Source organism: Pantoea sp. XY16 (genome assembly GCF_025153065.1).
Taxonomy (GTDB): domain Bacteria; phylum Pseudomonadota; class Gammaproteobacteria; order Enterobacterales; family Enterobacteriaceae; genus Pantoea; species Pantoea alfalfae.
The window spans coordinates 161,247-180,990 of the sequence record NZ_JANZNP010000001.1 but is presented as its reverse complement, the minus strand read 5'-3'; the positions used below and the strand labels follow the sequence as shown (position 1 = coordinate 180,990).

General features: G+C 54.7%; 22 protein-coding genes and 1 other annotated feature. Of the genes, 10 read left to right on the top strand and 12 right to left on the bottom strand.

The genetic code is table 11. The features are described 5' to 3' along the window. Window positions 1-4 precede the first annotated feature (4 nt). Both adk and N1689_RS00905 read right to left on the bottom strand, forming a co-directional pair. Window positions 5-649, bottom strand: coding sequence for an adenylate kinase (adk, locus tag N1689_RS00910; RefSeq protein WP_013357027.1), 645 nt, complete (start codon window positions 647-649; stop codon window positions 5-7). 114 nt (window positions 650-763) lie between these two features. Continuing rightward, window positions 764-1,639, bottom strand: a complete 876-nt coding sequence (locus N1689_RS00905; RefSeq protein ID WP_222924410.1) for a DUF6024 family protein — start codon at window positions 1,637-1,639, stop codon at window positions 764-766. Between the two features lie 187 nt (window positions 1,640-1,826). On the opposite strand from N1689_RS00905, the gene N1689_RS00900 reads away from it, so the two are divergent. Next, window positions 1,827-2,696, top strand: coding sequence for a LysR substrate-binding domain-containing protein (locus N1689_RS00900; RefSeq protein ID WP_161731971.1), 870 nt, complete (start codon window positions 1,827-1,829; stop codon window positions 2,694-2,696). A gap of 345 nt (window positions 2,697-3,041) precedes the next feature. Here the strand turns inward: N1689_RS00900 and htpG are convergent, their stop codons facing one another. From htpG to N1689_RS00870, 6 genes are all read right to left on the bottom strand, one after another. After that, window positions 3,042-4,916, bottom strand: coding sequence for a molecular chaperone HtpG (gene htpG / locus N1689_RS00895; RefSeq protein ID WP_260057639.1), 1,875 nt, complete (start codon window positions 4,914-4,916; stop codon window positions 3,042-3,044). Window positions 4,917-5,013: 97 nt separating this feature from the next. Continuing rightward, window positions 5,014-5,619: a recombination mediator RecR gene (gene recR, locus N1689_RS00890; RefSeq protein WP_222924412.1), complete on the bottom strand. Its 606-nt coding sequence runs from the start codon at window positions 5,617-5,619 to the stop codon at window positions 5,014-5,016. Then, window positions 5,619-5,951: a YbaB/EbfC family nucleoid-associated protein gene (locus N1689_RS00885; RefSeq protein WP_003850423.1), complete on the bottom strand. Its 333-nt coding sequence runs from the start codon at window positions 5,949-5,951 to the stop codon at window positions 5,619-5,621. The genes recR and N1689_RS00885 overlap by 1 nt, the downstream gene beginning before the upstream one ends. Before the next feature lie 55 nt (window positions 5,952-6,006). Beyond that, window positions 6,007-8,076 carry a DNA polymerase III subunit gamma/tau gene (gene dnaX / locus N1689_RS00880; RefSeq protein WP_260057638.1) on the bottom strand — a complete coding sequence of 690 codons (2,070 nt, stop codon included), beginning with the start codon at window positions 8,074-8,076 and terminating at the stop codon, window positions 6,007-6,009. Next, window positions 6,604-6,665: a sequence feature (DnaX frameshifting element), on the bottom strand. Its footprint overlaps the gene before it by 62 nt. Before the next feature lie 157 nt (window positions 8,077-8,233). Further along, on the bottom strand, window positions 8,234-8,785 hold the full coding sequence (gene apt / locus N1689_RS00875; RefSeq protein ID WP_013357022.1) for an adenine phosphoribosyltransferase: 552 nt from the start codon (window positions 8,783-8,785) through the stop codon (window positions 8,234-8,236). A 144-nt stretch (window positions 8,786-8,929) separates the two neighbouring features. Then, entirely contained in the window at window positions 8,930-9,319 is a 390-nt protein-coding gene (locus N1689_RS00870) for a DUF454 family protein (protein WP_222924415.1), read from the bottom strand. A gap of 57 nt (window positions 9,320-9,376) precedes the next feature. Here N1689_RS00870 and priC point away from each other — a divergent pair, with 57 nt between their 5' ends. The 3 genes from priC to rsmS are packed head-to-tail and all read left to right on the top strand — an operon-like array spanning window position 9,377 to window position 10,371. Continuing rightward, a complete protein-coding gene (gene priC, locus N1689_RS00865) occupies window positions 9,377-9,907 on the top strand; it encodes a primosomal replication protein PriC (RefSeq protein WP_161731961.1) in 531 nt (176 codons plus the stop codon). Between the two features lie 57 nt (window positions 9,908-9,964). Continuing rightward, window positions 9,965-10,210: a GlsB/YeaQ/YmgE family stress response membrane protein gene (locus N1689_RS00860; protein WP_260057637.1), complete on the top strand. Its 246-nt coding sequence runs from the start codon at window positions 9,965-9,967 to the stop codon at window positions 10,208-10,210. A gap of 8 nt (window positions 10,211-10,218) precedes the next feature. After that, entirely contained in the window at window positions 10,219-10,371 is a 153-nt protein-coding gene (gene rsmS, locus N1689_RS00855; protein ID WP_161731957.1) for a pleiotropic regulatory protein RsmS, read from the top strand. Here the strand turns inward: rsmS and acrR are convergent. Further along, entirely contained in the window at window positions 10,368-11,006 is a 639-nt protein-coding gene (gene acrR, locus N1689_RS00850; RefSeq protein ID WP_033731781.1) for a multidrug efflux transporter transcriptional repressor AcrR, read from the bottom strand. The genes rsmS and acrR overlap by 4 nt on opposite strands. A gap of 142 nt (window positions 11,007-11,148) precedes the next feature. On the opposite strand from acrR, the gene N1689_RS00845 reads away from it, so the two are divergent. The 4 genes from N1689_RS00845 to ykgO all read left to right on the top strand — a co-directional run bounded on the left by N1689_RS00845 (window position 11,149) and on the right by ykgO (window position 16,083). Next, entirely contained in the window at window positions 11,149-12,342 is a 1,194-nt protein-coding gene (locus N1689_RS00845) for an efflux RND transporter periplasmic adaptor subunit (protein WP_161731955.1), read from the top strand. A 16-nt stretch (window positions 12,343-12,358) separates the two neighbouring features. After that, complete coding sequence (locus N1689_RS00840; protein WP_222924419.1) at window positions 12,359-15,514, top strand: efflux RND transporter permease subunit; 3,156 nt, start codon at window positions 12,359-12,361, stop codon at window positions 15,512-15,514. A gap of 162 nt (window positions 15,515-15,676) precedes the next feature. Continuing rightward, complete coding sequence (locus tag N1689_RS00835; protein WP_033782196.1) at window positions 15,677-15,931, top strand: type B 50S ribosomal protein L31; 255 nt, start codon at window positions 15,677-15,679, stop codon at window positions 15,929-15,931. 11 nt (window positions 15,932-15,942) lie between these two features. Further along, entirely contained in the window at window positions 15,943-16,083 is a 141-nt protein-coding gene (gene ykgO / locus N1689_RS00830; protein ID WP_009091664.1) for a type B 50S ribosomal protein L36, read from the top strand. A 47-nt stretch (window positions 16,084-16,130) separates the two neighbouring features. On the opposite strand, the gene N1689_RS00825 is transcribed toward ykgO, so the two are convergent. Genes N1689_RS00825 through N1689_RS00815 form a run of 3 tightly spaced genes read right to left on the bottom strand, consistent with a single transcriptional unit; the run spans window position 16,131 to window position 18,529 of the window. Further along, on the bottom strand, window positions 16,131-17,009 hold the full coding sequence (locus N1689_RS00825; protein ID WP_161731951.1) for a metal ABC transporter substrate-binding protein: 879 nt from the start codon (window positions 17,007-17,009) through the stop codon (window positions 16,131-16,133). 15 nt (window positions 17,010-17,024) lie between these two features. Beyond that, window positions 17,025-17,864, bottom strand: a complete 840-nt coding sequence (locus N1689_RS00820; protein ID WP_260057635.1) for a metal ABC transporter permease — start codon at window positions 17,862-17,864, stop codon at window positions 17,025-17,027. After that, window positions 17,861-18,529, bottom strand: coding sequence for a metal ABC transporter ATP-binding protein (locus tag N1689_RS00815; RefSeq protein WP_260057634.1), 669 nt, complete (start codon window positions 18,527-18,529; stop codon window positions 17,861-17,863). The genes N1689_RS00820 and N1689_RS00815 overlap by 4 nt, the downstream gene beginning before the upstream one ends. Before the next feature lie 326 nt (window positions 18,530-18,855). Between N1689_RS00815 and N1689_RS00810 the strand changes: the two genes are divergently transcribed. After that, the gene (locus N1689_RS00810; RefSeq protein WP_222924426.1) at window positions 18,856-19,209 is read left to right on the top strand and encodes a hypothetical protein; all 354 of its coding nucleotides are present in this window, start codon (window positions 18,856-18,858) and stop codon (window positions 19,207-19,209) included. 147 nt (window positions 19,210-19,356) lie between these two features. Next, window positions 19,357-19,734 carry an Hha toxicity modulator TomB gene (gene tomB / locus N1689_RS00805; RefSeq protein ID WP_161736034.1) on the top strand — a complete coding sequence of 126 codons (378 nt, stop codon included), beginning with the start codon at window positions 19,357-19,359 and terminating at the stop codon, window positions 19,732-19,734. The last annotated feature ends 10 nt before the right edge of the window (window positions 19,735-19,744 follow it).

The following is a 19,744-nucleotide window of genomic DNA, read 5'->3' as shown; positions in this document are numbered from 1 at the left end:
GAGCTTAGCCGAGGATCTTAGCCAGCTCGGCACTCACTTCGGTCACTTTACGGGTGCCGTCGATTTTGTGATAGGCGGTGTTGCCCGCTTCCGCTTCTTTGCTGTAGTAAGCAATCAGCGGGGCGGTCATCTGATGGTATTCCACCAGGCGCTTACGCACGGTCTCTTCCTGATCGTCTTTACGCGTGGTCAGCTCCTCGCCTGTCACATCATCTTTACCTTCCACTTTCGGTGGATTAAAGGTGACGTGATAAACACGGCCAGATGGCGCGTGAACGCGACGGCCCACGATACGTTCAACAATCAGCTCGTCCGGTACGGCGAACTCCAGCACGTGATCAACAGTGATCCCGGCTTCTTTCATTGCATCTGCCTGAGGGATGGTGCGCGGGAAACCGTCCAGCAGGAAACCGTTTTTGCAGTCTTCCTGCGTGATACGCTCTTTAACCAGCGCAATCACCAGCTCATCGGTTACCAGTTTGCCAGCATCCATGATGGCTTTCGCCTGGTTACCCAGCTCGCTGCCTGCTTTTACTGCTGCACGCAACATGTCGCCAGTGGAGATTTGCGGAATGCCGTACTTCTCCATGATGAATTGGGCCTGAGTCCCCTTACCTGCGCCCGGAGCTCCGAGCAGAATAATACGCATTGCGTAAATCCCCTTGCGAATCGCATTGATCTATCTTAGAAGCGGAAGAACATACCATTATGACCCGCTCATCACAAGGAAGGGCGAGGATCGCTCAGGATGACTTTACTCTCTTTATGGCCCTGAACCCGGCCCGGCTGGCTGGCCTGCCGCTTTTTCAGATTTACCGCCTGTGCTGAGCAGGAATTGCAGTCGCCGGCTCAGATGATGTGTCATATTCACGCTTTTTTTGCCACTGCCGCGCACGTTAGCATTCAGCTGCAGCCGTGCCTGCTGGGGCCACTTCACCACATCTTCCGCATCTGACAGCGCAGCGATCAGCGAGGCCGGAACATTAAAACTGGCAAACGGCAAACCGGGCTGATGGCAGGAACTCAGCGGCAGTGGTGCTGACAGGGAAAGCGCATCAACGGTGGCGGCGTTGTAGGGTCGCCACTCGGGATCGGCGAAGCAGCGTAGTGCCTCGTGCGTGCCGTTCAGGCTCAGCCCCTGTTCAAACAGCCGCAGTTCGCTGCGCACCAGCGTACTGAAGTCGTGGGTCCGCAATGCTACCAGCACCAGATCGCTGCAGATCCCGGCATGGCGATCCAGCCGGGTAACAAACAGATTGGCTTCATCGATCAGCTTCTGATGCAGCACGCTGGCGAAACTCTCGCTCGCCTCTGTCACGCCCTGATTCTGGCATTCCCGCAATGAACGGACGCGGCCATTGGGCACTTCGACATGCGGCACCAGCATAATGCTGCCCGCTATCAGCGGCACCGCGGGCAGCATGTTGAGTTCGGTGACCGGAAAGTGAGACGCATAACGGCTCTGATTGCGTGCCTGCTCCTGCCGCAGAAACAGCTGAGAAAGCAGCACCTGCGTCAGATGCAGTGAAGGCGCAAAGAAGAGATCGAACTGCTCCAGCCTGTAAAAACGGGAGAGCGCCAGGCGTAACCGATGGCGCGCCTCTGCTGACGTTTCAGAGGATAAAAGGCTGTGTGCCATGTGTGTCTCGCTTTAGTGATGATGCGGCGTAAGCGCAGGAGAAGCGAGGCGGAATATCGGTGAAAAACCACAGATATCAGGCTGAGTCAACCCGCCAGAATTTGCCATTCAGAGTAGGTCAATGCGTCTGGACTTTAAAATGATATAAATTGACAATCTCTGTTAGTTTTTTGCACAGGAGATGAGGATGAACGGACTGCCGCCACTAAGAGCGCTGCACTATTTTCACCAGGCAGCCTTACACAGCAGCTTTAGTGTGGCGGCCGACCATCTGCATGTTACGCACAGCGCCATTAGCCACCAGATTCGTCAGCTGGAGAGCTGGATGGGCAAACCACTTTTTGTCCGCAGTAATGGCCGGGTGAAACTGACCTCACATGGCGACCGCCTGTTGCTGAGCTGTCAGCAGGCATTTAGTGAGTTACGCAGCAGCTGTGAGAACATTCGTACCGGTCTGCTTCAGCAGATTCGGATCTCCTGTGCGCCCAGCTTTTTGTCACAATGGCTGATCCCCCGTATCGCCAGCTTTTATCAACGCTATCCGGAGATTGAGGTTCACTTCCAGCCGCTGACGCAGGTTTCGGAACTGCGCAGTGAACATGTGGATGTGCTGATCCTCAGTCATGGTGAGCCACCTGAAGCTGATTTAGACGCAACGCTGGTCAGCGAAGATGAGACCGGACCGCTCTGCGCACCGCATTTTGCTTCTCAGCTGCGGGTCGGCGAGGATCTGGCTACCCTGCCCTTGCTGCACGCGGATACCCGACTACACGCATGGTCAGAGTGGGCGGCAAAAACGGGGTACAGTGGCCATTTTAATCGCGGTAAGCATTTTGAGTCGCTGACGCTGGCTATTCAGGCTGCACGAAGCGGCCTTGGCGTGTTGATGGCACCGCATCTGCTGGTACGCAAAGAGCTGGAGGATGGTACGTTGCTTGCGCCGCTTGGCTTTGTCCCCGTCGAGCGGGCAACCTGGATGATGACGAAGCAGAGCCGGCGTCATGATACGGAGATTAGTCTGTTTCGTGACTGGCTGCGGGATGCCGCACAACCCTAAAAAAAGCCGGTGATGATCACCGGCTTAATTTTTATGAGTGCGCCTGGCCTCTGGCCGCATCGAATGAATCCGGTTCGCAGGGAACACGGTCAGAAGAGAAAAGCGTCCCGCGCCATGGACAAAAACGCCAGGCGTTTTTGAACAACGCAGAGCGTTGGCCCGGTAACGGGCGCACCTCCGGGATGAGGTGCGTAATCGAGCGGGCCGAGCGGGTCATGGATGACGGCTTTTGCGTCTTTTCGATCTGACCGTGTTTTCTGCGCTGGCTCGATCTGACAGCAGTCCAGCCCCTGCTTTGACTTTATCAGCCGTCTGAGGCCGGTGAAAACCACCGGCCTGTAAGCGTTATGCCGTCAGCAACTGGTTCATGCGACGGATAAACTGGTTAGGATCGTCCAGCGTGCCGCGCTCGGCCAGCAACGCCTGATCCAGCAGCAGCTCAATCCACTCACCGAAGCGTGCTTCATCCTGCGTATCGGCAACACGTTTCACCAGCGGATGATCCGGGTTGATTTCAAACAGGTACTTCACTTCCGGCACGTCCTGCCCGGCCGCCGCAAACAGCTTCGCCATCTGCGTGGTCATCTCATTGGCATCGGTAGTCACAATCGCTGGCGTGTCAGTCAGACGATGCGTCAGACGCACCTCTTTCACGCGTTCGCCCAGCAGATTTTTCACACGCTCAACAAACGGCTCCAGCGCTTTTTCCGCCTCTTTCTGCTCTTCGGTCTCTTCATCAGCCAGCTTGCTCAGCGACTCATCCGCTTTGCTGACCGACTGGAAGGTTTTACCGTCGAACTCAGTGAGGTAGCTCATCATCCATTCGTCGATGCGATCGGAGAGCAGCAGCACCTCAATGCCTTTCTTGCGGAACAGCTCCAGATGCGGGCTGCTCTTCGCAGCGGCATAGCTGTCAGCAGTGATGTAATATATCTTCTCCTGACCTTCCACCATGCGGCTGACGTAGTCTTCCAGCGAAATGGTCTGTGCTGAACCTTCGCTCTGGGTGGTGGCGAAGCGCAGCAGCTTAGCGATCGTTTCCTGGTTGGCGTGATCTTCTGCCGGACCTTCTTTCAGCACCAGACCGAACTCATTCCAGAAGGTCTGATATTTCTCGTTGTCCTCTTTCGCCAGTTTTTCCAGCATCTGCAGGGTCCGCTTCGTCAGCGCAGCGCGCAGGCTCTGGGTCACGCGGCTGTCCTGCAGGATCTCACGGGAGACGTTCAGCGGCAGATCGTTGGAGTCAATCAGACCACGCACAAAGCGCAGATAGTTCGGCATAAACTGCTCAGCGTCATCCATGATAAAGACGCGCTGCACGTAGAGTTTCAGGCCATGTTTCTGATCGCGGTTCCACATATCGAATGGCGCACGCGCCGGGATGTAGAGCAGGCTGGTATATTCCTGCTTACCTTCCACCCGATTGTGGCTCCAGGCGACAGGGTCGCTATAGTCATGGGCGATATGCTTGTAGAACTCGTTGTACTCGTCGTCGCTGATCTCAGACTTGTTGCGGGTCCACAGCGCCTGGGCTTTGTTGATCTTCTCCCAGTGCGTTCCTTCGCCCTCTTCGTCTTTGCTCTCAATCTCAACCGGCAGCGCGATGTGATCGGAATATTTGCTGATGATGCTGCGCACGCGCCATGCGTCCAGGAACTCATCCTCGCCTTCGCGCAGATGCAGGGTGATCTCAGTACCGCGATCGGCTTTCTCGATCTCAGCCAGGGTATATTCGCCCTCGCCCGCGGATTCCCAGAACACGCCTTCATCGGCTGATGCGCCCGCGGCACGGGTACGCACCGTGACTTTATCCGCCACGATAAAGGCAGAGTAGAAACCGACACCGAACTGACCGATCAGCTGGCTGTCTTTCGCCTGATCGGAGCCCAGGGATTCCAGGAAAGATTTGGTGCCTGATTTGGCAATAGTCCCGAGGTTCTCAATGACCTCATCGCGACGCATACCGATGCCGTTATCACTGAGCGTGAGGGTACGGTTGTCCTTATCAACAGAGAGACGGACACGCAGCTCGCCATCACCTTCATAGAAACTGGAATCTGACAGGGCGCGGAAGCGCAGTTTGTCTGCCGCATCCGAGGCGTTGGAGATCAGCTCACGCAGGAAAATCTCTTTGTTTGAATAGAGAGAATGGATCATCAGGTGCAGAAGTTGTTTTACTTCCGACTGAAAGCCACGGGTCTCTTGTCCTTTCATGGTCATTGCTACCTCAACAAAACAGGTTGAACAAACGTTGAGGTTGATGTGGGGATGACAGAAGGAATTTCAAGCCGGTGTCTGTCACAACACCGGCAAGTGATTAAAATTTAAACTTCTGGCGGCCTGCCAGCGAGTGGGACAGCGTGGTGCCATCCACCATCTCCAGCTCTCCGCCTACCGGCACACCGTGCGCGATACGGCTGGCGTCAACGCCATACTGACCACAGAGCTCCGCGATGTAGTTTGCGGTTGCCTCGCCTTCTACCGTCGGGTTGGTGGCGAGAATTACTTCCTGCAGCGTTTCATTCTCCAGCCGCTGCTCCAGACGGTCCAGGCCGATATCCGCCGGACCGATGCCGTCGAGCGGCGAGAGATGCCCCATCAGCACAAAATAGCGACCGCCAAACTGGCCGGTTTGCTCAATGGCGTGGATATCTGCCGGGCTTTCCACCACGCAGATTTGACCATTCTGCTGACGCCGTGGATTGGCGCAGATGGTGCAAATTTCCTGCTCGGTAAATGTCCGGCAGTCGGCACAGTGTCCGATCTCCGACATCGCGCGGGTCAGCGCCTGCGCCAGCCGCATGCCACCGCTGCGATCGCGCTGCAGCAGCTGAAAAGCCATGCGCTGTGCCGACTTCGGCCCAACGCCAGGCAGACAGCGTAGCGACTCCATCAATGATTCAAGCAGTGGACTGGTTTGCATCAGAACGGCATCTTAAAGCCTGGTGGCAGCTGCATGCCTGAGGAAACAGACGCCATCTTCTCTTTCTGGGTTTCATCAATGCGACGTGCCGCATCGTTGAACGCGGCGGCAATCAAATCTTCCAGCATATCTTTGTCATCTTCCAGCAGGCTGGGATCGACTTCCACGCGACGGCAGTTGTGCGCGCCGTTAATGGTGACTTTTACCAGGCCAGCACCCGATTCACCGGTCACTTCAATCGCGGCGATCTCTTCCTGAACCTTGGCCATTTTGTCCTGCATCTGCTGGGCCTGTTTCATCAGGTTGCCCAATCCGCCTTTACCACCAAACATAGTTTTCTCTCTCAGCTAAGGCTACAACGCTATCGTTACGATAGCAGCAGCGTGTCTAAACAGGTCGGATACTCTCCTCATCCAGATCGGCATCAAAAAATCGTTGCAGCGTCTGGATGTGGGTATCACAGGTGATCGACTGACGCGCCTGCGCCAGTTTCTCTTCGTAAATGGCCTGACGCCACTCCAGTGGCGTCAACACCGATGAATTATCGTCTTCAACGACAGAGAGTTCAACTTTCTGCCCTGCACTCTGGCTAAGCGCATCGCTTAAGACCTGCTGCGCCGACGGTGAATTAAGGTGACGCTGGCTGCTGCGCAGGTGCAGGCAGACGCCATTTTCGGTTGTCTCTTTCCAGGCATTTAATGCCAGCTGCTGCACCAGCTTCGGCAACGGCAGGGTTGCAATCTCTGCGGCCCAGGAATCGCGCTGCTGGGCTTCTTCCGCCAGACGCGCCGCCAGCTCAGGGGTTTTCTCATGCTCCAGCGCGGAACGCAAGGCCTTAGGCGTCGCCACCGGCTCCGCTACTTCAACCGGCTGATTAACCGCTTTCCAGCGGTATGCTTCCTCTTTTACCGGGACGGCAGGCTCACGATCGCGGATACGCTGCTGACTGCGCTCGGTGACCGAGGCCAGCCGCTCCAGCGCGGAGTTGGCCGGCCGCGCACCTGGCGCCGCCGGCTCACTCTTTTTTGGCTTGTTCGCTCCCTGACGCAGCAACTGCGTGCGCGCCTGCAGGAGCTGGCTGGTGGAGCTGGAGAGTGCAGTGTCAGGTGCCGCATCCGGTGGCGGCGCAGGCTGCAGAGCCGGATCGGGCGCGGCCATCTGTGGCTGAGCGGCAACGTGCTGTTGCGACGCAGGCATCGGCTGCTGAGCTACGGGCGACCTTGTCTGGGCAGGTGACGGTGTGGCTGGCTGTGCTGTCGTGTGTCGTGCTACAGGCGAAGGACCGGATGGTGTCGGTGACGTCGGCGCAGGAGCAACAGATGCCATCTGTTCCGTTAACACGGGACGCGCAATGGGTTCTGCCACCGCCGCTTTAGGATGAAACGCCAGGGCGCGCAGCAGCGTCATCTCAACGCCCATGCGGCGATCGGGTGCAATCGGCAGATCCTTGCGGCCCATCAGCAGTGTCTGATAATAGAGCTGCAAATCGGCGGGTGGTACGACGCGGGCCAGTTCACGCAGCCGGATCGCATTGCTTTCGTCGTCGTCATTAAGCGAGGCCGGCAGTAGTTGCACCATCGCAATCTGGTGCAGCAGGCGCAGCATCTCTACCAGCAGCGCCTCCCACTCCACCCCGCGTGACGCAGCCTGGCTCAGCAGGTTCATTACCTGCTGACCGTTACCGTCAACCAGCGCTTCAAGCAGCCCCAGCGGCTGTTCATCATCCAGCGTGCCGAGCATAATGCTGACCGTGCTGCTGGTCACCGCGCCCTGCCCCATGGCAATCGCCTGGTCGGTGAGGCTCAGCGCATCGCGCATACTGCCATCGGCGGCGCGCGCCAGCAGCTGCAGTGCCCGGGTTTCGCTCTCAATCTGTTCCTGCTTCAGCACATGCTCAAGCTGCTGACGGATTTGATCAACATCCAGCGCTTTGAGGTGGAACTGCAGGCAGCGCGAGAGAATGGTCACCGGCAGTTTCTGCGGATCGGTGGTCGCCAGCAGAAATTTAACGTGTGAAGGTGGCTCTTCCAGCGTCTTTAACAGCGCATTAAAGCTGTGACGCGACAGCATGTGCACTTCATCGATCAGATAGACTTTGAAACGGCCACGCGCCGGCGCGTACTGCACGTTGTCGAGCAGATCGCGGGTGTCTTCAACTTTGGTGCGTGATGCGGCGTCAATCTCAATCAGATCGACAAAGCGGCCCTGCTCGATTTCACGGCAATTATCGCACTGACCACAGGGCGTGGCGGTGATACCGGTTTCGCAGTTAAGGCCTTTGGCCAGCAGACGCGCAATAGTGGTTTTCCCTACGCCGCGGGTGCCGGAGAAGAGATAAGCATGATGGATGCGTCCCAGAGACAATCCATTCGCCAGCGCCGTCAGAACATGTTCCTGACCGACAACATCAGCAAAAGCCTGGGGACGCCATTTTCGCGCAAGTACCTGATAGCTCATGTGGATTCGACGAAGTTGGATGGAAAGATGAGCGCAGACGCTCTGCAACCCCTGTATAAGATTGCAGTAGTCTATCAGCTACGCTTTTGGCTGGCACTCGTTATCTTGACGCCGGAGGCGTGACGGCCTCGCCGGGTGGCGAGGCCAAAAGCGTGGCTTAGTGGCCGGGGAATTTGACCAGGCTATAGCTTTCAACGCCCAGGGCATTGAGACGCGATTCACCAGTCAGATCGAACAGGTTAATAATGAAGGCTGCGTCTTTCACTTCACCGCCAGCACGGCGAATCAGTTTAACCGTCGCTTCAATAGTCCCGCCGGTCGCCAGCAGATCGTCAACCACCAGCACCAGATCGCCTGGCTGGATGGCATCTTTGTGCAATTCCAGCTTATCGGTGCCGTATTCCAGCTCATAGGATTCGCTGTAAACCTCACGCGGCAGTTTGCCAGGTTTACGAACCGGAACAAAACCGACACCCAGACCTAATGCCACGGGTGCACCAAACAGAAAACCGCGCGCTTCCGTGCCTACCACTTTGGTGATGCCTTTATTACGGTAACGCTCAACCAGCAGCGCAATCGACGCAGCATAGGCTTTCGGATCTTCCAGCAGGCTGGTGACATCGCGGAACAGGATGCCTGGCTTAGGATAATCGGGGATACTTTTAATGCTGTTTTTAATGAATTCAAGCTGCTGCGCAGTGTCGGTCATAATGATACGCCTGGTAAAAAATTCTGTTTCGCGCAGCTTCAAAAGCGCTAATACCTGATAAAAGGCTCAGCGGAAGTCAATTCACAAAGGGAAGCCACGCACGAAGACGCCCAAATCTAAGCAAATGACCGGCTAAATGCAACTTTATCGCGGCGGCGGCGGTGCGTCCGCTGTTTCTGCCACCACCGGAATACGCCACATAAACAGCAGCAGCGCCGCCAGCATGATCAGGAGCATGATGCGAACCCAGAGCTGATGCACCAGAAAAAGTGAGAGACTAAAGGTCGCGACTATCAGGAAGATCGCGCGCACTTTGGCACCCGGTGGCATGGCGCGATGCTGTTGCCAGTGACGCAGATAGCGGCCAAAAGGCGATGTCCACAGCAGCCAGTGATGGAAACGCGGCGATGAACGGGCAAAACACCAGGCCGCCAGCAGCATGAATGGCGTGGTGGGTAATAATGGTAATACAATGCCCAGCGTCCCCAGCACAATCGCCAGCCAGCCGAGGGTTAATAACAGAATGCGTTGCATGAATCTCGCCCAGCTCTTTCCTCATCAGCGTAAGTTAGCACAACTCAGGGCCACACGATGAGTGCGATCGCTGTACAACAGCGCCTGCACCAGCTCCTTATCGCCCTGCGTCAGGAGATAGCCCGCCATCCCGATGGCGTTTGCCGTCTGCCACGTTTTGATACGCAGCTATTCCAGACCAAAGGCACGCGACTGGCGGATTATCTGCAGGAGGTGGAACAGAACTTTGCCCGATTATGCGATGTCAGCCATGACCTGGCCCGCAGTGCCTGGCTGGCTGAACGCCTGGTCGATCAGATTGCCGCCCTGCAACGCGAGGCGAGTACCCAACAGCTGCGTACCCGACGCGAACAGCCAATAAAGAACCCACGCGCGACCAGATATCAGGAGTACCGTGAATTTGAACGGCGTTTACTGGCGATGATCGATCAGCGTGAGCAGCGGCTGGCACTCGCTGAAACCCTGGCGGTACAGCATCAGCTTAAGCAGGATCTGGAAACGTTAGAGGGACGACTGGCACGCTGTCGACAGGCGATTCGCTCGGTTGAGTGGGCCTCGTCATTGCGCGGCAGTGAAGACGGCGAATAAAGCGCAACGAGATAAAAGCGCTTCTATACTGGGTGTAATTCGGCGCGGAGACGAAAAATGGGCTTACTGAGCTGGCTGCTATGCGGGCTGCTACTGGGATTGCTGAAGCGTCTGCTGATGCCGGGACGACCCGGCGGCCTGATGGCAACCCTGACGCTGTCGATGATCGGCGCACTGATTGGCGGCTATATCGCCACCTATTTTGAACTGGGCTCGCTGGCAACGTTGCATGCTGGCACGCTGGGCATGGCGATCCTCGGCGCAGTGCTGATGCTGCTGGTCGCGGCCCGCTTACGTATTTAGGAGAAAAAATGTCACTGGAAAATGCCCCTGACGACGTCAAACTGGCAGTGGATTTGATCCAGCTTCTGGAAGAGCATCAGTTACCGGTGGAAACGGTGCTTTCAGCGCTGGCCATCGTGCAGCGCGATTTCGAGAACAAGCGCGATGGGCAGCCTGCTTAGCGCTGAGCAGTCAGCGTCGGGCTAAGACGCAGCATATCAATAAAGGCATTGACCAGCGTTGGCGCGTCAGCGGCTAAATCAAAACTTTCAGGCGCAAAAAGCCAGCTTTCCATCATGCCATTAACGTAACCACGCAGGATAAGTGCGGCCTGTCGCGTACTGAGACTACCCGGAAGTTGTCCGGCTTCAATACACTGACGCAGAACATCTTCTATTTTGTCATAGCACTCCAGCAGCAGGCTTTGTTGAATATTTTTCAGCGCCGACATTTCGCCCACAAATTCACATTTATGGAAAATGATCTCCATCAAAGCGCGGCGCTGTGGATCCTTTGCTGTTGCATCAAAGATATAGACCAGCATTGCGCGCAACACAGAGAGTGGATCGCCAGGGTATTTTGTCTGATACTCAAGTTCCACATCGTCCAGACCAGCATCACAACGAAGCCATATTTCATGTAACACATCGGCTTTATTTTTGAAGTGCCAGTAGATAGCCCCACGCGTGACACTGGCCGCGGTGGCAATCTCTGCAAGAGAAGTGGCTGAGACGCCCTGCTGCGAAAACAGAACAATGGCGGCATCAAGAATTTGATGTCGCGTTTCAAGTGCTTGCGCTTTGGTTTTTCGTGCCATAAGGGGCTTTTTTTACAAACGGGTAAGTTTACATACATTTGTGAATGTATGTACCATAGCATGACCTGCGACTTGACACAGCAATGGGTTTTTCAGTTTGTGATCCATTGACCAATTGATATCGGACACTAGAGGTTTATTTATGAATAAAATCAGAGGATTATCGCCTCTGGCGGCCGTCCTGATGCTATCAGGCAGCTTTTTGTTAACAGGATGTGACAACAATAAATCCGAACAAGCCGCCCAGCAACCGCCAGCAGTGGGTGTTGTGACACTTAAAACTGAACCCCTGAAAATTTCGACTGAACTCCCTGGCCGCACCTCAGCATATCGTGTGGCTGAAGTCCGTCCGCAGGTTTCCGGTATCATTCTGAAGCGTAATTTTGTTGAAGGCAGCGATGTCAAAGCAGGTCAGTCTCTTTATCAGATCGATCCGGCGACTTATCAGGCTGCTTACGACAGCGCTAAAGGCGATTTGACACAGGCTCAGGCGAATGCTCGCATCGCTCAGCTGACCGTCAAGCGCTATAAACCGCTGCTCGGCACCAAATATATCAGTCAGCAGGATTATGACACCGCCGTTGCTACTGCCGCGCAAAACGATGCTGCCGTGCAGGTGGCAAAAGCCAATGTTGAAACGGCCCGTATTAACCTGGCTTACACCAAAGTGACCTCGCCTATCAGTGGCCGCATCGGTAAATCCTCTGTTACCGAAGGTGCATTGGTACAAAGCGCACAAACCAACGCGCTCGCTACCGTGCAGCAGCTTGATCCAATGTATGTCGACGTGACCCAGTCGAGCGAAGATTTCATGCGCTTACGTTCAGAACTCGAGTCGGGTCAGCTGAAGCAGAACGATGGCAAAGCCAACGTGACGCTGCTGATGCAGAACGGCAGCAGCTATGCACAGACCGGTACGCTGGAGTTCTCTGACGTGACCGTTGATGAAACCACCGGTTCCATCACCCTACGCGCCATTGTCCCGAACCCGAACCACACGCTGTTACCGGGCATGTTTGTTCGTGCGCGTCTGGATGAGGGGATCAACCCGAATGCAATGCTGGTGCCCCAACAGGCAGTTACCCGCACGCCAACGGGTCAGGCAACCGTGATGGTCGTAGGTGCAGATAACAAAGTCGAATCACGTCAGGTCACCACCTCTCAGGCGATTGGCGACAAGTGGTTAGTGACCGACGGCGTTAAAGCAGGCGAACGTGTGATCAGCACCGGACTGCAGCGTGCCAAGCCAGGCGCACAGGTTACTCCACAAGAAGTCTCAGACGATGCGAAAGCGGCACCCGATTCAAAACCGCAGTCTGACAAGTCATCGTCATAACAGGAGCCGTTGATTCATGGCTAAGTTCTTTATCGATCGCCCCATCTTTGCGTGGGTGCTCGCCATCATCATCATGCTGGTCGGTGCGCTATCGATTCTCAAACTTCCGATCGAGCAATATCCCAATGTTGCGCCGCCGGCAATTGAGATTCAGGCGACCTACCCTGGTGCGGATGCAAAAACGCTGCAGGACTCGGTGACGCAGGTCATTGAGCAAAACATGAACGGTATCGATGGACTGATGTATATGTCCTCGAGCAGCGACTCATCCGGTACGCTGACCCTGACTATCTCTTTTGAGTCAGGAACAGATGCGGACATCGCGCAGGTTCAGGTGCAGAACAAACTGCAGCTGGCGACGCCGCTGCTGCCGCAGGAAGTGCAGCAACAGGGGATTCAGGTTAAAAAATCCTCCAGCAGCTTCCTGATGGTTGCGGGCTTCATCAGCGACGATGACAATATGACGCAGAATGATATTTCTGATTTCATTTCGTCGTCCATCAAAGATCCCATCAGCCGTACTAAAGGCGTGGGTGATACCCAGGTATTTGGTGCGCAGTACGCGATGCGTATCTGGATGGATCCGCACAAGCTGAACAACTACAACCTGACACCGGTCGATGTGATCAGCGCGCTGAACACTCAGAACACCCAGGTCGCTGCCGGTCAGTTAGGTGGTACGCCTCCGGTTCCGGGCCAGCAGCTTAACGCCTCAATCATTGCGCAAACCCGTCTGACCTCAACGGATGAGTTCGGTAAAATTCTGCTCAAAGTGAACGAGGATGGTTCTCAGGTTCGTCTGCGTGATGTGGCCAGAATTGAGCTCGGCGCAGAAAACTACGAGATCATTGCCCGTTATAACGGCAAGCCTGCGTCCGGTATCGGTATCAAGCTGGCCACAGGTGCGAATGCGCTGGATACCGCCAATGCGGTGAAAGCCGAACTGGCCAAATTGCAGCCAACGTTCCCGGCCGGGTTAAAAGTAGTCTATCCGTATGACACCACCCCATTCGTTAAGATCTCGATTTTCGAAGTAGTGAAAACGCTGATCGAAGCGATTGTGCTGGTGTTCCTGGTCATGTACCTGTTCCTGCAAAACTTCCGTGCCACGTTGATTCCTACCATCGCCGTGCCCGTGGTATTGCTGGGTACGTTTGCCGTTATCAGCGCGTTTGGTTATTCGATAAATACCCTGACGATGTTCGGGATGGTGCTGGCCATCGGCTTGCTGGTGGATGACGCCATCGTGGTGGTCGAGAACGTCGAGCGCGTCATGGCGGAAGAAGGATTGCCGCCAAAAGAAGCGACCAAGCGTTCTATGGAGCAGATTCAGGGCGCGCTGGTCGGTATCGCGCTGGTGCTTGCCGCCGTATTTATTCCGATGGCGTTCTTTGGTGGTTCGACCGGCGTTATTTATCGTCAGTTCTCAATCACTATCGTTTCAGCGATGGCGTTGTCGGTGCTGGTCGCCTTTATTCTGACGCCGGCACTCTGTGCCACCATGCTGAAGCCGGTTAAAAAAGGCGAGCACGGTAAAACCACCGGTTTCTTTGGCTGGTTCAACCGCATGTTCGACAAAAGCACCCACCACTATGTCGACAGCGTCGGCCACATGATCCGCAGTACGGGTCGCTATATGGTGATCTACCTGCTGATCGTGGTCGGTATGGCGTTTCTGTTTATGCGACTGCCCTCTTCATTCTTACCGGAAGAGGATCAGGGTCTGCTGCTCGCTCAGGCACAGCTGCCAGCGGGTGCTACTCAGGAACGTACCCAGAAAGTGCTGGATCAGGTGTCGGATTACTTCCTGACGCAAGAGAAAGATACGGTTAAATCGGTGTTCACCGTTAACGGCTTCGGCTTTGCTGGTCGTGGACAGAACACCGGTATCGCCTTTGTCAGTCTTAAGCCGTGGGATGAGCGTGCCGGTAGCGACATGAAAGTTCCGGCGATTGCTGGCCGTGCCATGCAGGCGCTGGGGGCGATCAAAGATGCGATGGTCATTCCTTTCAACCTGCCAGCAATTATCGAACTGGGTAATGCGACCGGCTTTGACTTTGAGCTGATTGATCAGAACAACCTCGGCCACGATAAGCTGACAGAAGCACGTAATCAGCTGTTCGGTATGATTGCGCAGCATCCTGATACGCTGGTGGGTGTTCGCCCTAACGGGATGGAAGATACACCGCAGTACAAACTGACTATCGATCAGGAAAAAGCGCAGGCGCTGGGCGTATCACTGAGTGATATCAATACCACGCTGGCAGCCTCCTGGGGCGGCTCTTACGTAAACGACTTTATCGACCGCGGTCGTGTGAAGAAAGTTTACGTCATGGGTAATGCGGATTCCCGTATGCTGCCGGACGACATTGGTAAATGGTACGTGCGTAACAGCAGTGGAACTATGGTGCCCTTCTCTGCCTTCTCGTCAGCGAAGTGGCAATATGGTTCACCGCGTCTCGAACGTTACAACGGTCTGCCTGCGATGGAAATTCTGGGACAGGCCGCACCAGGCAAAAGCTCCGGTGCAGCAATGGACCTGATGGAAGAGCTGGCGGCGAAGCTGCCTGCGGGCATCGGCTATGACTGGACCGGTATGTCCTATCAGGAACGTCTGTCAGGCAACCAGGCTCCTGCGCTCTATGCCATCTCGCTAATTGTGGTCTTCCTGTGTCTTGCCGCACTGTACGAGAGCTGGTCGATTCCCTTCTCGGTCATGCTGGTTGTTCCACTTGGGGTCATAGGTGCGCTGATCTTTACCACGCTGCGTGGCCTGAGTAATGACGTCTACTTCGTGGTGGGGTTATTGACAACCATCGGCCTCTCGACCAAGAACGCCATCCTTATCGTCGAATTTGCCAAGGATTTGATGGATAAAGAGGGTAAAGGGCTGATTGAAGCAGCACTGGAAGCCTGTCGTATGCGTCTGCGTCCTATCCTGATGACGTCGCTGGCGTTTATTCTCGGGGTACTGCCGCTGGCGATCAGTACGGGTGCTGGCTCCGGTTCACAAAACGCCGTAGGTACTGGCGTTATCGGGGGCATGGTCACCGCGACCATACTGGCGATCTTCTTCGTTCCTGTGTTCTTTGTGGTGGTACGCCGCCGCTTTGGCAAGAAAAAAGACGAATCATCCAGAAGTCATCCGGTTGAGGCTGACCAGACTCACTAAGCTGTAAATCATCTGAGGCCGCGCAAGCGGCCTTTTTTTATGCCTGCGATTCAGCCCTTCTCCCTTCCTGACACTTCACGCGAGCTGACGTCCTGGCAGTTGCAATCCTGAACAGTGCGGCGCATAATAATGTAATATTATAACATTACATAGGAGAGTATTTTGAAAGCGAATATCCATCCTCACTATCGTCACGTGGTCTTCCATGACACATCAGCTGACGTTTATTTCAAAATCGGTTCGACCATCAAAACCGATCGCACCGTAGAGTTTGAAGGTGAAACGCTGCCCTACGTCACACTGGATGTGTCGTCGGCCTCACACGTTTTCTATACCGGCAAACAGAAAGATTTCGCCAAAGAGGGCAGCACCGCGCGCTTTAATCAGCGTTTCGGGCGCTTTCTTGGCCGTAAATAAGGAAAAGATTCATGCAGGTATTGAGTTCGCTGCGCTCAGCAAAAAATCGCCATCGGGATTGCAGGGTAGTGCGCCGCAAGGGTCGGATTTACGTGATCTGTAAAACGAATCCACGCTTTAAAGCCGTACAGGGAAGAAAGAAAAAACGCTAGTATGTGTGTCGTGATGACTGGCCGGGCTTGCCCGGCCTTTTTTATGCTTAGCGCATGCTCTTCAGCATCGCATTCACGTTATGTCTAAAGGCCGCCTCATAAGTGGCTGCCGGGCCAGAGGCCGTGGACAACGCTTCCGGATAGAGCTCACCACCCGGCTCGGCTCCCGTGGCGCTGGCAATCTGTTTTACCAGGCGCGGATCAGTCTGGTTCTCTATAAAATAGCGGTTGATATGCTGCTGCTTTAGTTGGGTGATTAAACTACCCACGTCACTGGCACTTGCTTCCGCTTCAGTAGAGAACCCTACCGGCGCAAGAAACGTCACGCCATAGCGCTGTCCAAAGTAACCAAACGCATCATGACTGGTCAGCACTTTTCGCTTGTCGACAGGCACAGCATCAAAGGCCGTTTTTGCCCAGCTATCCAGCGCCTCCAGCTGCTGAATGTAATTCTGACCACGCTGACGAATGGCGGTGGCATCTTCAGGATCGGCTTTGACCAGCGCATTCATTACGTTAGTGGCATAGATCACGCCGTTCTGCATGCTGTTCCAGGCGTGAGGATCGGTAACGGTTTTGCCCTCCTCCTCCATGCTGCGGGTGGTGACACCCGCCGAGGCCACAACGGACTGGCCGCGATATCCGGAGGCGCTGACCAGCCGATCCATCCACCCTTCCAGTCCCAGTCCACTGACAAAGACCAGATCGGCCTTTGCAAGTGCCTGACTGTCCTGCGGCGTGGGTTCAAATGTATGAGGATCGCCATTCGGCCCCACCAGGCTTTTCACGTTGACATGGTCGCCGCCGACCTGCTTAACGATGTCTGCCAGCACGGTAAAGCTGGCCACCACATCCACCGTTTTTGCCATCGCAAAAGGCGTGGCAAACAGCGCTGCGAGCGCCAGGCTAACCGGTAATTTCTTCATAGATACCCCTTTAGATTAATGGCGACGAAAAATCCCGCCGCATGGCCCTGCAAGAATGGAGAGAAAAAACAGCATGGCGGCGCTCAGCACCACAGCGGGGCCGGCCGGCAATGAAAAGTGCCAGGAGAGCATCAGTCCCGCCAGCGCTGAAATCATTGCCATGAAAATGGCAATCACCAGCATGGCGGCAAGATGACGGCTCCAGAAACGGGCGCTGGCGGCGGGTAGCATCATCAGTCCCACCGACATCAGCGTGCCCAGTACCTGAAAGCCCGCGACCAGATTCAGCACCACCAGCATTAAAAACAGACCATGCACCAGCGGCGCGCTCCATTTCCCCTGCGCCCGCAGAAAGTCACCGTCAAATGCGTCGATGACCAGCGGACGATAGATGATCGCCAGCAGAATCAGCGTAAAGGCGGCGATGCCGCCGACCAGCAGCAGCGCGCCGTTATCCACCGCCAGCAGCGAGCCAAACAGAACGTGCAGCAGATCCACGCTTGAGCCGCGTAATGAGACCAGCGTGACGCCCAGCGCCAGGGATCCAAGATAGAACCCGGCAAAACTGGCATCCTCTTTCAGGGGCGTATAGCGACTGACCGCGCCAGAAAGCAGCGCCACGGCTAAACCGGCGATCAGGCCGCCGATACCCATCGCAACCAGCGACAGGCCGGAGATCAGATAACCAATAGCGGCACCGGGCAGCACTGCATGCGATAAGGCATCACCAATCAGGCTCATCCGGCGCAGCGAAAGGAACACGCCGAGTGGCGTAGCGCTGACCGCCAGTGCAAAACAGGCCACCAGCGCGCGCCGCATAAAACCAAACTCAATAAAAGGCTGCATCAGGGTCACGGCGCACAACTCCGCAAAGGGATAGCAGGCTGACTGGTGCAGCTGATCTCACTGTCATCCATCGACATGACGTTACTGAAGTAGCGCGCCACCAGCGGACGATCGTGCAGCACCACCAGCAGGGTTGTGCCGGCCTGCTGTTGCTGCTCAAGAATCGACATCAGTAATGTCACGGTCTGGCTGTCAATGCCGTTAAAAGGCTCATCCAGCAGCCAGAGCTGGCTGCGCTGCAACATCAGTCGTGCAAACAAAACGCGCTGAAGTTGTCCGCCTGATAAAGTCGCAGGCTGCACATCTGCATAATCATGCATCTGAACGGCCTCCAGCGCCTGCCAGATTTCACGGCGTAGTACCCGGTTAATACCGCCGAACCAGCCGCAGCGCGGCCAGCAGCCTATTGAGACCAGTTCAAATACTGTCAGGGGAAAACGGGTTTCAAGTTCTGTTCGCTGCGGCATCCAGCCGATATCCCGATGCGAAACCTGCAATTCACAACGTCCGGTTATCGGTGGCAATAAACCCGCAATAGTTTTCAGCAGGGTTGATTTGCCACTGCCGTTAGCACCGACTAAGGCTGTCATCGAGCCAGCTGCAATCTGCCCGGTAACCAACGGGGTGACGCTCTGTCCCTGATAGCCAGCACGAAGCGTGTTGAACCGGATCATGTGATCCCCCATTTTATGGCCACGGCAAGCAGCGCGATGAATAGCACGGCTACACTCAACCTCCCACCCAATGACATAAGTAATCCACTCTGACGCATCGCTTCACCAATATGTTATAACATAACAAATAAGATACCGGATATTCCCGTCAGGGAAACGCGTGATTGTGTATCAAAAGATAAACACCAACAGGACTTACGGCAGGATGCTGGCAGGCACTGCCGCCTGCTGAAGCGCAGATGCTGACAGTTTTGTGCTCTGCTGGCTTGCAAACCAGTTGCAGAAAACCAATGATAGGTTTATTAACGGTTATTAGTGGATCAGATATGCTGTCACGTATTGAATGTGATATTGCCCTGGGCGAAGCAGACTGCGAAAAAATAGCAGAGATTGTTCAGCGGAATATTCTCAAAATAACAGATTTGCTGGTAGGTGATTTACGCTGGTACTCACAGAATGCGCAGTTAGTTCCAGGCAGTTTAAAAATTGTTTCGGTTGAATACCTGGATATGAATAGTTTTAAATTACTTTACGATTTTGACTGGAATTTATTTAATCCCTGTCTGGATCTAAATGAAACCGTGACGCAATCTGAACAGGTAAACTTTCACATTAAGCCCGGAGCACTTGAGTTTGATGTGGTCGACAATCAGCAGCCCTCCCCTGGCGATGAATTGTAATATTTAGTAATGGAGGTGAGCAGAACTAATGGTTTTACACTATCTTTAAGGTATCCCGTTTAATAACTGCCCGAATAATCGCTTCCTGGCTGCGTTATCCACTATCGCTGCCCTGCGGCAACTGAGCTAGCTATGGAGGGGAAAAAGATGGACGAATACTCACCGAAACGGCATGATATTGCCCAGCTTAAATATCTGTGTGAGAGCCTGTTTGACGACAGCATGGCAACATTAACCGACAGCCATCACGGCTGGGTGAATGACCCCACTTCTGAAAGCAATCTGCAGCTTAACGATTTGATTGAACACATTGCCTCTTTCACCATGAATTACAAAATTAAGCACGTCGAAGATGAAGCGCTGATTTCGCAAATCGATGAATATCTTGATGATACTTTTATGCTATTCAGCAACTATGGTATCAACAGTCCGGATCTTCAACGGTGGCAACGTTCAGCGAAACGCTTATTTAATCTGTTCACTGAAGAGTGCGCTTTTCTGCACCAGCCAAGCCATTCATTATAGTACAGACATG